Source organism: Dyella subtropica, assembly GCF_026283965.1.
Classification (GTDB): Bacteria; Pseudomonadota; Gammaproteobacteria; order Xanthomonadales; family Rhodanobacteraceae; genus Dyella_D; species Dyella_D subtropica.
Map to the genome: position 1 here is coordinate 59250 of NZ_JAPDPD010000013.1, position 13221 is coordinate 72470.

Here is a 13221-nt window from a genome sequence, read left to right on the forward strand (position 1 = left end):
GCACACATCGGGGGAAGTAGCCGATGGTAGTACATCCACCCTTACACGCCTCTCGCCCCGCGCCTCTGTCCGCGCTGATAACGTTGTCAGACTGCATCCGAATGCTTGATCGACGGCGCTGTCAACGCGTGACACATCTCTCGCAAAAATGGCTTGCTGCGATGCACTAAGGCTTTTCAAGCAAGTCGTCACAGTTTGCCCACAGCGCTAAAGACAACGTTGTCATTCAGGACGACAAAAGGTCGCTGCCCAGACGGCAGCGCGCACGGATACGGTGAAGCGAGCGCCATTCCTTCATGGCGACGACGCCATCGTCTTGGCGACCCACCTTTGGCAGTCAACGACAACGAGGAGACAGTCCCATGCGTGCAAAGCAATCGGTGGTGTGGTCACGTGTGATAACCGGCGCCTTGAGCAGCGCGGCAGGAGCGGCTATGTCCGTAAGTCTGCTTGCCCTGGCACCCATGCAAAACGCAGCCGCGGCAACCTTGCCCGACTGTGCGCCAGCGTGGAGTTCGACCGCCGTCTACGTGGGCGGCAATACTGCCAGCGAGAACGGCGTGAATTACCTCGCAAACTGGTGGACCCAGGGCAACGACCCGGCCACCAACAACGGCGGTTCGGGCTCGGGCCAGCCGTGGACCTCGCAGGGGGCCTGCGGCACCGGAACACCACCACCTCCCCCACCACCACCGCCTCCGCCCCCGCCGCCCGGTACAGGAGCCGGACTGTTGTTCAGCCCTTACAAGGACGTGACCATCAATCTCAACTGGAACACCAACACCATCCAGACCGCGGTCACCGGCACGGCGATTCCGCTCGTAGGCAATGGCAGCCTGGTATCGAACGATGTGCCCAAACTGGGCGCGATCTCTCTGGCTTTCGCAACCGGCGAATGCGGCGCGGAGAACTGGGGCGGCATCCCGGCGGCGAGCTTCGCCAGCGCCAACATCGGTGCCCTGTCGAACGCGGGCCTGAGCTATGTGGTTTCCACCGGCGGCGCCGCAGGCAGCTTTACTTGCTCCACGCCTTCGGGCATGGCCACGTTCCTGTCGACCTATATGTCACCACAGATGGTCGGTGTGGACTTTGATATCGAAGCTGGCCAGACACAGGCACAGGTCAACGCGCTGGTATCGGCCGCGGTCTATGCGCAAGGCCTGTATCCCAAGCTGCGCTTCTCGTTCACGCTTGCCACGCTGGGGGCTTCCGACGGCAGCTACGGCGGCCTGAACAGCCAGGGCGACATGGTGGTGAAGGCGGTCAAGGCCTCCACGCTGAAAAACTACACCATCAACCTGATGGTGATGGACTACGGCTCCGCCAGCGCGTCCATTTGCGTGGTAGCCAACGGCCAATGCGATATGGGGCAATCGGCCATCCAGGCGGCCAAGAACCTGCAGCACAGCTATGGCATTCCACTCAGCCAGATCGAGCTGACCCCGATGATCGGCATGAACGACGTGACCAGCGAAGTCTTCACCGCGGCAAATGTCGACACCATGGTGAACTACGCCGTGAGCAACGGCCTGGCCGGCGTGCATTTCTGGTCGCTGGACCGCGACACGCCGTGCTCGGGTTCGAGTCAGTGGGCCTCGCCCACCTGCAACTCGGTGAGCGGCACCACGCCGCTGCTGTACACCAAGCGCTTCCTGACCGATCTGGGTCGGTAAGCCCGCTTCGACCAAGGTGTCGGAAAAACCCCGAGTTAGCGCCTCGGGGTTTTTCATAGCCTCCTTGAAAGCCCGCAACCGGCAAACGCCTGCCTCTGCTTGGCTGGGACACGCCCGATTAAAGCAGGCCCGAATAAAGCACACCCGAGCAAAGCTGGCTGTATGATCGGCGCGGGAATTCAGGTCTGCATCGACCGACACGTCGATATCAAAGACCTTAGACGTACGACGACGCCACGTGCTGCCGCAGGGCCATGCCTTGCTGGCCGGCGTGGCCCATTATGGTTTGCGATTACGCAAGGAAGATCATGTCGTCCATACAGGCAATCGAACAGGCGCGGGCCACGCTGGCCGAGGCCAACAACAAACTGGAAAAGCTCCGCAACCTGGAGCCCTATCTGATCGACCTTTCCCTGCGTGAGAACCCGGTGGGATCGAATGTCGGACAGATACTCGCCGACAAACTCGACATCTTGCCGAAGCTCCGCGCGTTCGGCTTCAAGAACATCTCGCTGGGCACGCTCGACTACGCGATGCCGGATGAACTTGAAGTCGATGACGATTTCATGATGCATCTGCGCGACCGCGGCATCGACATGAGCGGGTGCTTCGCGTTCACCGCGCTGGGCATTGAAGATAACCACGGCGCATTCAAGCCGGACCCGTCACAGCTCAAGCTGCGCGACTACGGCGTGCCCAACACAGTGCACGAGATCTACCTGAGCAAGGAGGGCATGGCCGGCCAATACGATCTGGAAACGCTGCGGCGCAGCTTGCCGGCGAGCATCCGCTGGCTGCGCGAAAACATCCGCGGCGACGACGGCGGCGCGCCGCGCATCCTGATCAACATCGTGGATGGCTGCGACGCCTTCGCAGAAAACCTGGAAGACACCTGCGAGATCCTCAGCCTGCTGGCCGAACAACCCATCGAGGGCGTCACGATCGAGGACGACCGCGGCACCTATCTACCGTTTCAGGTGGGTGCCTTCGTCGCGGTGGCACGCAGCCTTCTACCCCAACCGCTCAAGATTCTGGTGCATATCCACTCGGGCGCCGGTTTCGAGAATGCGTCCGTCATCGAAGCGCTGCTGAACGGCGCGGATGGCGTCTGGGGCGGCTTACCCAAGCGCGCGGCGATCATCGGCCACGCCTCGCTGGGCGAATTGATCGCCAACCTGGTGCGCGTCGGCAATCCGCACATGCGGGATGCCTATCGCCTGGAACAGTTGCTGCCGCTGGCGACCGGCTTCCAGACGCTCGACGAAAACGGCCCCGTACCCGACGACCTTCCGATCCTGGGCCACAACGCCTACCGGCTCACCTATAGCGGCTTCGCACAGTGTCATGGCCGCTTCATGGACCTCCCTCCCGAAGCCATTGGCGGCGCCTACGGTTACCGCGTGTGCCCCCAGATCAGCGATGAAGCAGTGATCGCCGGGCGCCTCGCGGAAGTCACCGGACGGCCAGCAAAAAGCTTTCCGGATCGCATCACGCGACACATGATTCGCCTGATGCGGCGTGATCTGCGCGCCGGTCTTCGGATCGCTTACGACGAGCCCGGCAATCTGCTGGCGCTGCTTGCGCGGGCATCCGCCGATAGCGCCGCGCCACACCATCCCCCATCCGAACCGCTCGTGCGATCGCCTTGAAGGAATCGCCGGGGCCGCAACCTCACGCCCCGGCTGCCGCTCGACCCGCATGGGAGATTGAAAACGATGCTCGCTACCGAGAAACCAAGCGACACCGAAAGCGCCGTCTATCGAACGCTGCTGGAATCAACCAACGCCATCCCCTGGAAGATCGACTGGCAGACCGCGCAGTTCGCCTACATCGGCCCCCAGATCGAGAACCTGCTCGGCTGGCATCCCGCGAGTTGGGTGACCGTGCAGGACTGGGCCGACCGCATGCATCCAGATGACCGCGCGTGGGCCGTGGATTTTTGTATCGCGCAATCCAAAGCCGGCGTCGATCATGAAGCCGACTATCGCGCGCAGCACAAGAACGGCGAGTACATCTGGATCCGCGACGTCGTGCACGTCGTCCGCAACCAGGATGGCTCGGTCGAGTCGCTGATCGGCTTCATGTTCGACATCAGCGAGCGCAAGCGCACCGAAGAAAAGCTGCTCAGCCTGCAACGCGAACTGGAAGAGCTGTCGTTCAAGGACGGCTTGACCGGCGTCGCCAACCGGCGCCGGTTCGACACCGTGGTGGAACGCGAATGGCGCGATGCGCAACAGACCGGGCAGCCGCTATCGCTGGTCATGCTCGACATCGATTATTTCAAGCAATACAACGACCACTACGGGCACCTCCAAGGGGACCACTGCCTGAAGCAGGTAGCCCGCATGCTCGGCACGATCACGTCGCGACCGCGCGATTTCCTGGCGCGCTTCGGCGGTGAGGAATTTGTACTGGTGCTGCCCGCAACCGACGAACGTACCGCCCTCGATATCGCGGTGCGCTGCCGCGACCTGATCGCGCAGGCGCATATCCCTCACGAGCGATCCGGCATCGGCACCACGCTCACCGCCAGCCTTGGCGTATGCACCATGATCCCCTCGCCGGAGGATGAACTGCAGCCCTTTATCGAGCGCGCGGACAGGCGGCTCTATCAGGCCAAGCAGCAGGGACGGAATGGCATCGTCACCAGTTTTCGATGAAGGCCGACATCCCTAGAGCCCGTCCAAAGGCCCCGCGTAGCCCGTGCGGCGACTTTGAACAGGCCATTACGGCGCAATCACGGACAAGCGTGTATGCCATGGATATATAAACCGTAGCCTTCACCATCATGAGCCGCCTGTACGACCTATCGTCCCAAGCCCTGCGCGCACTCTACGATGCGCGTGTCGCCACCCCGCCGGTGCTCGACGCCGCTGTACGGTTTCCCGACGCCCGCCGCTTTGTCGATGCCTGGCCAGCGCTGCGCGACGAAGCCGTCGCTTTGATGGACCGCCTGCAGGCCGTGCCGCGCTTCCATGAACTGATGGCCGAGCAGGCGGCGATCTCCGCCAACGACGAACATGATTGGCGGATGTTCCTGCTGAAGGTCTATGGCAACGACGTCACGCCGAACCTGGCCGCATGCCCTCGCTTGGCCGAGCTGATCGCGTCCTCCCCGGACGTGCTCTCTGCCGCACTCTCGTTCCTCGCGCCGCACAAGCGAGTCCCTCGGCATCGAGGCCCCTTCAAGGGCGTGCTGCGCTTTCAGCTCGGCCTATCCGTGCCGCTCCAGGCAGACGGCCGCCCCGCCGCCGTCCTCTGGCTGGCCGACGACGAACATCGGATCGGCAATGGTCAGGCGCTGCTGTGGGACGACACTTATCCACACGAGGTCTGGAACGACAGCGACCAATGGCGCATCGCCCTGCTGCTCGATGTCCGGCGGCGCGGCATGCCGCTCGACATGGCTCTGCTATCCCGGGCACTGATAGCGGGCATTGGCACGGTGGCGCGCTGGCGCTTGCCAGCGATGGTTCAACGGCCGAGAGGCCACGAAGAACCTACGTAACCCATGGCAGGAGCGCACCCTGCGCGTGACAATCGATGCGCTTTCTTGACCTGGCCGCTTACGCAGCGGGCGAGCAGTTCAATACAGAACCAGAGATTTTGAACAGGCTCTAAGGCGCCATGCCAAAGGAGCGCCGCGCTCCATTTACCAGGCAATCCGGCGCCACATCGCCACCCTGCTCAACGACGCAAGTCTTGAACTCCGCCGGCAAGTCGCCGAGCTCCTGACTCGTGCCCACGGCCAATGCGAGATGCTTGAACGACGGTGCCTGGCACCGCTTGCCAACCGCAGCGACCACCCCGCACTCGGCGGGAAACAGCACGAAATGGCATTGGCCGCTCGCGCTGCCCAGACATTCGAAGGTGGCCAGGCCTGCCTGCACATGCACGCGGCCATGGACCACGTCGCGGCCGTCCGCGCTGCTGCGTATCTCGGTGGTGCTGCCGCCCGTGCAACCCACCAGGGCGAGAAGGTAATAGATGAAAGCGAGAACGCTGCGCATGGTTCACCTCAGATCGATGTCTGACCGGTTCGTTTTGCGTTGTTCCTTCCGCATCGCGGGAAGGATGGGGGGGAAGGACGACGCCTTGCGTGCACGTCCTTCTGCTTGAGATCACATCGTGCGAAACAACGTCATGAACGGCTGACTCACCGTCAGCGTCTCCGGGCGGTTTCGCAGCCTGATGGTGCCCTTGCCGCTGTCGTCGCGAACGATCGACGCGACGGCTTTCAGGTTGACGATGGTGGAGCGATGGATCTGCTTGAACGTCATCGGATCGAGCACATCTAGCAGTTCACGGATGGGCTTGCGCAACAGCGCTTCGCCCGATGCCGTCATCACCGTGGTGTATTTGTTGTCGGCGCGGAAATACACCACGTCGTCGATCAGAATCAGCTGTGTCTCGCGACCGCTGCTGGCCGTGATCCAGGTGAGCGGCGTCTGCGCACCCGCGGGCAAGAGCCGGGTGCCGAGCTGACGCATCAGTGTCGCCAACGCATCCGCATCGATGCCACCGCCCTGCCCTGTTCGCGACTTCACGCGCTGCACAGTGGCCGCCAGGCGTTCTGGTGCAATGGGCTTGAGCAGGTAATCGATAGCGCCGCGCTCGAAGGCATCGACGGCGTAATGGTCGTAGGCCGTGACGAATACGATCTGAGTGGCTGGACTGATTTCCATGCTTGCCGTCGCGACTTCCAGCCCGGTCAGACCTGGCATGCGGATGTCCAGGAAAGCCACTTCAGGCCGATGCTCGGCTATCGCCTCCAGCGCACTGGCGCCATCCTCGCACGCTGCAACGACATCCAGTTCCGGCCATGCCTTCGCCAGCAGTTCCAGCAGCGCCTGGCGTAGCAGGGCCTCGTCTTCGGCAATCACGCACTTAGCCATGGCGACCATCCTTGCCCGACAATGCCGGCACCGTAAGCGTTGCGGCCACGCCGCTGGGGAAGTTCGCAACGATAGTCAGCGAAGCCGCCGCGCCATAGACCAGGCGCAGACGTTCGCGTACGTTCTTCAAGCCGATGCCGGTACCGCTGCTGGCGTCGCTGAAGCCGCGGCCATCGTCCGCCACAGTGACTGACACCTTGCCCTCGCCTCCGCGACCCAGCAACCAGATGGTGCCGCCACCAGGCTTGGGTTCCAGACCGTGCTTTACCGCGTTCTCCACCAGGGTTTGCAGCATCATCGGCGGCATTGGCGTGACGTGCAGCTCAGTGGCGACATCGATCTGCACTTTGAGGCGATCGCCCATGCGAATGCGCAGAATTTCCAGATAGGCGTGCGAGCGTTCCAGCTCCGCGCCCAACGTAGACAATGCCTCATCGGTGCGCGGCAGCGAATGGCGCAGATAGGCGATGAGGTGACCAAGCATCTCGTCGGCCCGTGCGGGGTCGGTACGCGTCAGGTACTGCGCGCTGGCCAGTGTGTTGTAGAGGAAGTGCGGTTCTACCTGCGCATGCAACAAATTCAGCCGGGCCACGGTCAGCTCTTTCTCGGTCTCCGTCTGCGTGACGGCAGCCTGTTCGCCGCGGCGGCGCTCGGCGATGCGACGTGTGATGGCACGGGTGATTGCATCTGCGTTTTCCAGATTAGTGCCATCGTCCACACGGAACCAGTCGCTCCATGCACCATTGCCCGGCTCGCAGATCAGCGTAACGCTGCCGGTGCCGTCACCTGGCGTCACCGTCGCCAGGATCTGGTTGTCTTTGCGGCCGAACCAGTCGAATACGCTAAAACGCGTCGGCAACTTGTTGCCGTAGGGGTCGAGACGCCTCACCTTGGCGCGAATCTGCAGGCTGTCCCTGGCACTTTCGATTGCTTCGGTGCGCGGCAGTTCGCGAATGGCGGCATCCAGCAAGTCGAAGGCTTCGCCCGCTTCAAACGGAATCTCCACCTGACGCCGCTGCCGGTTGGCGAGTGCGCTGCTATCCACACGTCCGGCGATCAGCCGGACCCGGCGCACGTGGGAAAACGCACCAGTGATTACCATGCCGAGCATGGCATACGCCACCACGAAGAACGGCCAGACGGGCCCTAGATAGTTGCCATTGTGCGCTATGTTCCATAGCACCACGGCGAGCATGAAGGCGAGGGACCAGGCCAACGCCAGACGTATCACGAAGAAGAAGCTGGCAATCACGGCGATCCCTGTGTGCGGCTTTGATGGGTGGGGAGAATAGCCGCGGGCACGACGCCATAGGCTGGCGATGCGACCAAGCCGGTGCTGGCGCGACGGAACGGGCTAGGCAGGGGGTGAAAGAGGTTGGGATGCCACACCGTGTGCTGAAAAGCTCATAGGGGGAGAGGGTGTCGCAAGGGCTCACCCCCTCCCAGCCTCCCCCTGCAAGCAAGGGGAGGAGCTAATGCTCGCGACACCGTGCTCCCTCCCTTGCTTGCGACGCGAAGCTAGTCCCGTGGGACAGGGGAGGTTGGGAGGGGGTAAGCCCTTGCGACCACCTTGCAAGCCAAAAACTTCACTAAATCGCCTTTGCTTGTCATCAACAAAGACCGGCCAGGCAACCTCAAACCGCCCCCTGCTGGATATGCCCCCTATCCACCAGCTCTTCCACCTTGCCATTGATATACAGCCGCTTGTTCAAACGCGGGTAGTCGCAGACGTCTTGCTCCAACCGCTGCCCGGCCACCAGCAGCACCAGCGGCTCATCACCGGTGTTGGTCACCGTATGCGCCGGGCCGCCCCTGGCGAAACCGAGGAAATCGCCGGCGGCGATGTTGTAGTGCTGCTCATCGATGACCGCCTCGCCATCACCGGAAAGCACGTAGACACACTCTTCCTCATAAAGATGCCGGTGATACTCCGCGGCGTCATGACCCGGCATAAGCGTCACCATGAGAAAGCCAAACTGCGTGATGCCTGTGGCATCGCTCAGGGCTTTCTTGAGACGAACCGCATTCGGGTTGAGCGTGTGAACCGAACGTTCCGCGTCCATGGCGTCGATGACGGCGGCCTTCAAGAGCTCGCGTGGCTGGTTCATCGTGCCGTCCTCAGATATGTCATGGAGCATCGAGTATCCTGCGCCGGTCGTAGCGCAACAATCACGATTCGTACGTGGAGCAACGCATGCACGGAAAGTTGGCCACCTGTCTTTGTGCCCTGCTATTGGCCATGCCCACTTGGGCGCAATCCGCCGGAGGCGCGAAACCCGCCGATGCCGTTCGTCTGCAAACCGTCACGGTCATCGGCATACAGCCTGGACCGGGGCTGTGGAAGGTGAGCAAGGGCGGCCATGTGATGTGGGTGCTCGGTACGCTGGCGCCCTTGCCCAAGCACATGAAGTGGCGTTCGACCCAGGTCGAGCAGGCGATTGCGCAATCGCAGGAACTGCTCGAACCGCCCTCGGCCGAGCTGAAGATGTACGAGGGCCTCTTCAACAAGCTGGCACTGCAGCCTTCCACGTACAGCGCGAGCAGGAATCCCGATGGCGCCCACCTGCAGCAGATACTGACGCCGGAGATGTTTGCACGCTGGCAGGCGCTCAAGCTTCAGTACATCGGCGACGACAGCGGTATCGAACGCCGGCGGCCGATCCTGGTGGCGATGACGCTGTACGACAAGGCGCTGAACGTCGCTGCCCTCACCGATGCGACCGACGTCACCGATACCGTGATGAAGCTGGCCCGCAAGCACGACGTCAAAAGAACGCCGGTCAAGTATCAGCTGATGGTCGGCGCTTCTACCGACGCGGCGGAAACGCTCAAGCAGATCAACCAGCGCGATCTGGGTTGCCTCGATCAGACCATGGGCATCATCGAGCACGACATGGCCGCGCTCACCACGCGCGCCAACGCCTGGGCGACGGGCGACATAACGACCCTGCGCGACCTATCGCCGGAGGGACGCTACGACGGCTGCCTGGTGAGCGTGGCCAATGCCGACTTCGCGCAGCAACTAGGTCTCGAAAACCTGCCCGAACGCATCGAGGTCACCTGGCTGGCCGCCGCCCGATCCGCACTCGCGCGCAACACACAAACGTTCGCCGTGCTGCCGATGTCGCAGGTGCTTTCGCCCGACGGCTTCGTGGCCAAACTCAAGGCCGAAGGCTATAGCGTGCAGTCGCCGGAAGAGCAGGAGCTGTAGCCTCCCTCTCGAACGTGCGCCACCAGCGTTCGCCGGTGCGAGGCGCGTTGAGGTCGAGCCGTTCGCCCATCCGCGGCGTCGACAATGTAATGCCGCGCTCGGCTGCCAACGCCGTCACCTGCTCGAACGGCTCCTGCCAGCGATGCATCGCCAGATCGAAGGTGCCGTTATGAATCGGCATCAGCCAACGGCCACGAAGATCCTGATGCGCCTGCACCGTCTGCACCGGTTGCATATGCACATAGGGCCATTGCGAATCGTAAGCACCGGTTTCCAGCAAGGTGACATCGAACGGCCCCAAGCGCTCGCCGATGGTCTTGAAGCCATCGAAGTAACCAGTATCGCCACTGAAGAACAATCGCAGATCGTCATCGACGATCACCCATGACGCCCACAGCGTCCGGTTGCCATCGAACAGGCCGCGCCCGGAGAAATGTTGCGCCGGGGTTGCCGTCAGCCGCAGACCGTCGACGTCGATGCCCTGCCACCAATCGAACTGGCGCACTTTGGCGGCGTCCACACCCCAGTCGATCAGGCGATCGCCCACACCCAGCGGCGTCAAGAACACCTCGGTCGTAGCGGCTAAACGCAAGACAGTGGCGCGGTCGAGATGATCGTAGTGATCGTGCGACAGGATCACGCCACGCATCGGTGGCAACTCCTCCAATGAAATCGGCGGCGCGTGAAAGCGCTTGGGGCCCATCCATTGGAACGGCGACGCGCGATCGGCGAATACCGGGTCGGTCAGCCAATAACCGCCGCGCAATTTCAGCAGCAATGTCGAGTGGCCAAGACGAAACAGGCTGCGATCCGGTGCGGCATCCAACTGCGCACGGCTCAGCGACTGCACCGGTAACGGAGTGGCCGGCACGGTGCCGGCAGGCTTGTTGAAGAAAACGTTCCACATGATGCGCAGCATCTTGCCCAGGCCATCGGCCGGGCGCGGCGCTGGATTGCGGAACTGGCCGTGATGGTGCTGCGGCGAGGCCGGATACGAGGCAACGGGAGAACGGAACCCTGTGGACAGCTGAGCGATCACGGTTTTCATAGGGCCCTCGAGGGCATGTCAGGGAAGACGGCACAAACTACACCGCGCAGTGTAGTTTCAGCTTTCCACAAAAGTAAACCCACCAGTGTAAAATCCTGGCATGCAGCGCCCATCCGAACCCCAACGCCTGACCGACCGCAAACGTGCGGCCATCATCGAGGCCGCCATCGACGAGTTCCGCGCGGCGGGCTACGAAGCCACCAGCATGGACCGCATCGCCGCCCGGGCCGGCACTTCCAAACGCACCGTCTACAACCACTTTCCCAGCAAGGAAACGCTGTTCGCCGAAATCCTGCGACAGCTGTGGGAGGCGAGCATCGCGGGCGAGGAACTCTCCTATCGAGCCGATCGCCCATTGCGCGATCAACTGCTGGAACTGCTCGCGCAAAAACTACGCCTGCTCAACGACGAGGCCTTCGCCTCCCTGGCCCGCGTCGCCATCGCTGCCGGCATCCATTCGACCGAACGTGCGCGAGACATGGTCGCGCGCATGGGCGAACGGGAAGAAGGGTTGACCGTGTGGGTCCGCGCCGCCGCCGCGGATGGACGTCTAAAAGCCAAGGACCCTGTCTTCGCCTCGCACCAGCTCCAGGGCATGGTGAAAGGCTTCGCGTTCTGGCCGCAGATCACCTTGGGCCAGCCACCGCTGAGCGCCAAGGAGCAAAAGCGGGTGGCCGAATCGGCCGTGGATATGTTCCTGGCTTACTACGCCTGACGAAGGGTTTTAGAGCCACCTGTTAGCGTCGAATCTCAGCTGCGCGAGCTCTGGGCTCCCTCCCCTGCTTGCGACGCAAAGCTAGTCCCGTGGGACAGGGGAGGGCTGGGGAGGGGTGAGTACTTGAGAAAGCGTTTCGGGAGAGGTTTTCGCAAGCGTTCACCCCCTCCCGACCTCCCCTGCGAGCAGGGGGAGGGGAACATCGCGCCAGCTGAGATTCGACGCGAACCAGGTCCCCAGAGGAGAGAGGAAGCAGGGGGCGAACACCTTGAAAGGGATGAGTTTCAAAGCCTGTCCTCATAGACGCTCCCGAAACACTCACCAGGTGTAGGCTCCCAACCATGGCCAAGACCCGCCAAGACTTGGAGATGATGCTCGCCGAGCTGGATGCAGCGATTCCGCGGCTGCTCGCGGAGTATCCCGATCCCAATGATTTCTGGCCCAACTTCAACAGCCTTGCCGCCGAAGCCGTGGAAGATGCCGGCGCAGCCGATGAGTCTGGTGAAGACATCGGCACCGACGATCACGCCTGGGTGTGCGAACAGCTGGACAACATCATGGCCAGACATCACCTGGTGCCGCCGCCGGATCAGATCTGAGCGCACCCACGCCGCGCCAGCAGCCACTCAAAGCGCCGCTGACATCTCCGCCAACTTCGCCACCGTATTCATATTGCGCGCGGTGCCGTTCTTCGCAACGCCGATCTTGAGCTTGGAGTCGGCCATGCCGTCGCCATAGAACACGTAGATCTCACGCTTGCCAAGCCGGATCTCCTCGCCGTTGTGGCCGGAGATGGTTTTCAAGGCGTCGGCGGGCGGAGCGTCATCGAGAAAAATGGCGACGGTGCGATTGCCCGGTGCTTTGGGAAACGGATTCGCCTTGCCGACCTCCGCCATCTCGGCAGCCGTACGCACCAACACACCCACGGGCTTGCCCGCGTAGACCTGCAAGCGCGCTTCGAGAGCGGCCTTGAGCTGGCTCGCCGATTTCTTGCTGCGAAACACCACATTGCCGCTGGCGATATACGTGCGCACGTTCTCGAAGCCCACCTCCTCACACATGGCCTTGAGTTCCACCATGGGTAGCTTCCCCGTGCCGCCGACATTGACCGCACGCAACAGCGCTACATAGACAGTCATGCGCATCTCCCAATCATCTTTCCAGAGGGCGAAAGTATCGCCGCAAGTGCAGTCCCACAAGACTGCGCGCTCGCTCCTCGCACACCCCGCCGAACTGATCGCACTCGCGCTTTTGATCCCGTCAGGTGAAAGTCAACTCGGAATTTTTCGTGTTGCGATGGTGTTACACCGAAGAGAAGATGACGTCCCCGTTGCAGCAGGAGGCACGCAAAGGGAGCGAAGTCAGCAAGGGGGCTGACTCGAAATCATGCGTGCGTTTCGCCCGAATGGGCGACGCAATACGCGCGCGCCATCAGGTTGCCCGGCGTTCTTGTGCGCCTTAAGGCCTCAATTTCAATTTGAAGCACTTCAAACGTCTCGTTCGTCAGACGCTCGTTCATGGGCGGCTGCGACGGTCGTTGCCCGGCTGGCAGGCATGCCTGCGCCGGCACCCGACATCAGGCTTCGCAGAGCACGGCACTGGCCGGATCGCGTGCAAGGGGGGCACGCGTCCATAAGGCCTTGGGAGGGGCCCCCTTCTTGTCATGAATAAAGACACAG

Annotated in this window: 14 protein-coding genes; 7 read left to right on the plus strand and 7 right to left on the minus strand. The window is 62.4% G+C overall.

The genetic code is table 11. From position 1 onward, the window contains the following. The first annotated feature begins 362 nt into the window (after positions 1-362). The 4 genes from OUZ45_RS12690 (at position 363) to OUZ45_RS12705 (ending at position 5181) form a co-directional block, all read left to right on the plus strand. A complete protein-coding gene (locus tag OUZ45_RS12690; protein WP_266170484.1) occupies positions 363-1673 on the plus strand; it encodes a carbohydrate-binding protein in 1311 nt (436 codons plus the stop codon). 308 nt (positions 1674-1981) lie between these two features. Next, positions 1982-3322 (plus strand): molybdopterin cofactor-binding domain-containing protein, encoded by a 1341-nt coding sequence (locus tag OUZ45_RS12695; protein ID WP_266170485.1) that lies wholly within the window; start codon positions 1982-1984, stop codon positions 3320-3322. A 66-nt stretch (positions 3323-3388) separates the two neighbouring features. Next, positions 3389-4333, plus strand: a complete 945-nt coding sequence (locus OUZ45_RS12700) for a GGDEF domain-containing protein (protein WP_266170486.1) — start codon at positions 3389-3391, stop codon at positions 4331-4333. Between the two features lie 128 nt (positions 4334-4461). Continuing rightward, complete coding sequence (locus OUZ45_RS12705) at positions 4462-5181, plus strand: aspartyl/asparaginyl beta-hydroxylase domain-containing protein (protein WP_266170487.1); 720 nt, start codon at positions 4462-4464, stop codon at positions 5179-5181. A 109-nt stretch (positions 5182-5290) separates the two neighbouring features. Here the strand turns inward: OUZ45_RS12705 and OUZ45_RS12710 are convergent, their stop codons facing one another. The 4 genes from OUZ45_RS12710 to OUZ45_RS12725 all read right to left on the minus strand — a co-directional run bounded on the left by OUZ45_RS12710 (position 5291) and on the right by OUZ45_RS12725 (position 8676). Then, positions 5291-5683, minus strand: coding sequence for a hypothetical protein (locus OUZ45_RS12710; protein ID WP_266170488.1), 393 nt, complete (start codon positions 5681-5683; stop codon positions 5291-5293). A 111-nt stretch (positions 5684-5794) separates the two neighbouring features. After that, positions 5795-6568 carry a LytR/AlgR family response regulator transcription factor gene (locus OUZ45_RS12715; protein WP_266170489.1) on the minus strand — a complete coding sequence of 258 codons (774 nt, stop codon included), beginning with the start codon at positions 6566-6568 and terminating at the stop codon, positions 5795-5797. After that, positions 6561-7820 (minus strand): sensor histidine kinase, encoded by a 1260-nt coding sequence (locus tag OUZ45_RS12720; RefSeq protein WP_266170490.1) that lies wholly within the window; start codon positions 7818-7820, stop codon positions 6561-6563. Before OUZ45_RS12720 ends, OUZ45_RS12715 begins: the two co-directional genes overlap by 8 nt. Before the next feature lie 382 nt (positions 7821-8202). Continuing rightward, positions 8203-8676 (minus strand): cupin domain-containing protein, encoded by a 474-nt coding sequence (locus tag OUZ45_RS12725; protein ID WP_266170491.1) that lies wholly within the window; start codon positions 8674-8676, stop codon positions 8203-8205. 86 nt (positions 8677-8762) lie between these two features. Here OUZ45_RS12725 and OUZ45_RS12730 point away from each other — a divergent pair, with 86 nt between their 5' ends. Then, positions 8763-9779: a TraB/GumN family protein gene (locus OUZ45_RS12730; RefSeq protein WP_266170492.1), complete on the plus strand. Its 1017-nt coding sequence runs from the start codon at positions 8763-8765 to the stop codon at positions 9777-9779. Here OUZ45_RS12730 and OUZ45_RS12735 read toward each other — a convergent pair. Next, the gene (locus OUZ45_RS12735; protein ID WP_266170493.1) at positions 9730-10827 is read right to left on the minus strand and encodes an MBL fold metallo-hydrolase; all 1098 of its coding nucleotides are present in this window, start codon (positions 10825-10827) and stop codon (positions 9730-9732) included. The genes OUZ45_RS12730 and OUZ45_RS12735 overlap by 50 nt on opposite strands. A 100-nt stretch (positions 10828-10927) precedes the next feature. Here OUZ45_RS12735 and OUZ45_RS12740 point away from each other — a divergent pair, with 100 nt between their 5' ends. Both OUZ45_RS12740 and OUZ45_RS12745 read left to right on the plus strand, forming a co-directional pair. Next, positions 10928-11542: a TetR/AcrR family transcriptional regulator gene (locus OUZ45_RS12740; protein WP_266170494.1), complete on the plus strand. Its 615-nt coding sequence runs from the start codon at positions 10928-10930 to the stop codon at positions 11540-11542. Between the two features lie 341 nt (positions 11543-11883). Next, complete coding sequence (locus OUZ45_RS12745) at positions 11884-12141, plus strand: hypothetical protein (RefSeq protein WP_266170495.1); 258 nt, start codon at positions 11884-11886, stop codon at positions 12139-12141. 27 nt (positions 12142-12168) lie between these two features. On the opposite strand, the gene OUZ45_RS12750 is transcribed toward OUZ45_RS12745, so the two are convergent. Both OUZ45_RS12750 and OUZ45_RS12755 read right to left on the minus strand, forming a co-directional pair. Further along, on the minus strand, positions 12169-12681 hold the full coding sequence (locus OUZ45_RS12750; RefSeq protein WP_266170496.1) for a DUF1697 domain-containing protein: 513 nt from the start codon (positions 12679-12681) through the stop codon (positions 12169-12171). Between the two features lie 245 nt (positions 12682-12926). After that, positions 12927-13061 (minus strand): hypothetical protein, encoded by a 135-nt coding sequence (locus tag OUZ45_RS12755; protein WP_266170497.1) that lies wholly within the window; start codon positions 13059-13061, stop codon positions 12927-12929. Positions 13062-13221 lie beyond the last annotated feature (160 nt).

Bases quoted from the DNA above. Each gene is read 5' to 3' on its own strand.
- OUZ45_RS12725 (WP_266170491.1), bottom strand. From the start codon at position 8,676: ATGAACCAGCCACGCGAGCTCTTGAAGGCCGCCGTCATCGACGCCATG.
- OUZ45_RS12735 (WP_266170493.1), bottom strand. From the start codon at position 10,827: ATGAAAACCGTGATCGCTCAGCTGTCCACAGGGTTCCGTTCTCCCGTT.
- OUZ45_RS12745 (WP_266170495.1), top strand. From the start codon at position 11,884: ATGGCCAAGACCCGCCAAGACTTGGAGATGATGCTCGCCGAGCTGGAT.
- OUZ45_RS12750 (WP_266170496.1), bottom strand. From the start codon at position 12,681: ATGACTGTCTATGTAGCGCTGTTGCGTGCGGTCAATGTCGGCGGCACG.
- OUZ45_RS12705 (WP_266170487.1), top strand. From the start codon at position 4,462: ATGAGCCGCCTGTACGACCTATCGTCCCAAGCCCTGCGCGCACTCTAC.
- OUZ45_RS12755 (WP_266170497.1), bottom strand. From the start codon at position 13,061: ATGAACGAGCGTCTGACGAACGAGACGTTTGAAGTGCTTCAAATTGAA.
- OUZ45_RS12690 (WP_266170484.1), top strand. From the start codon at position 363: ATGCGTGCAAAGCAATCGGTGGTGTGGTCACGTGTGATAACCGGCGCC.
- OUZ45_RS12730 (WP_266170492.1), top strand. From the start codon at position 8,763: ATGCACGGAAAGTTGGCCACCTGTCTTTGTGCCCTGCTATTGGCCATG.
- OUZ45_RS12710 (WP_266170488.1), bottom strand. From the start codon at position 5,683: ATGCGCAGCGTTCTCGCTTTCATCTATTACCTTCTCGCCCTGGTGGGT.
- OUZ45_RS12715 (WP_266170489.1), bottom strand. From the start codon at position 6,568: ATGGCTAAGTGCGTGATTGCCGAAGACGAGGCCCTGCTACGCCAGGCG.
- OUZ45_RS12695 (WP_266170485.1), top strand. From the start codon at position 1,982: ATGTCGTCCATACAGGCAATCGAACAGGCGCGGGCCACGCTGGCCGAG.
- OUZ45_RS12740 (WP_266170494.1), top strand. From the start codon at position 10,928: ATGCAGCGCCCATCCGAACCCCAACGCCTGACCGACCGCAAACGTGCG.
- OUZ45_RS12700 (WP_266170486.1), top strand. From the start codon at position 3,389: ATGCTCGCTACCGAGAAACCAAGCGACACCGAAAGCGCCGTCTATCGA.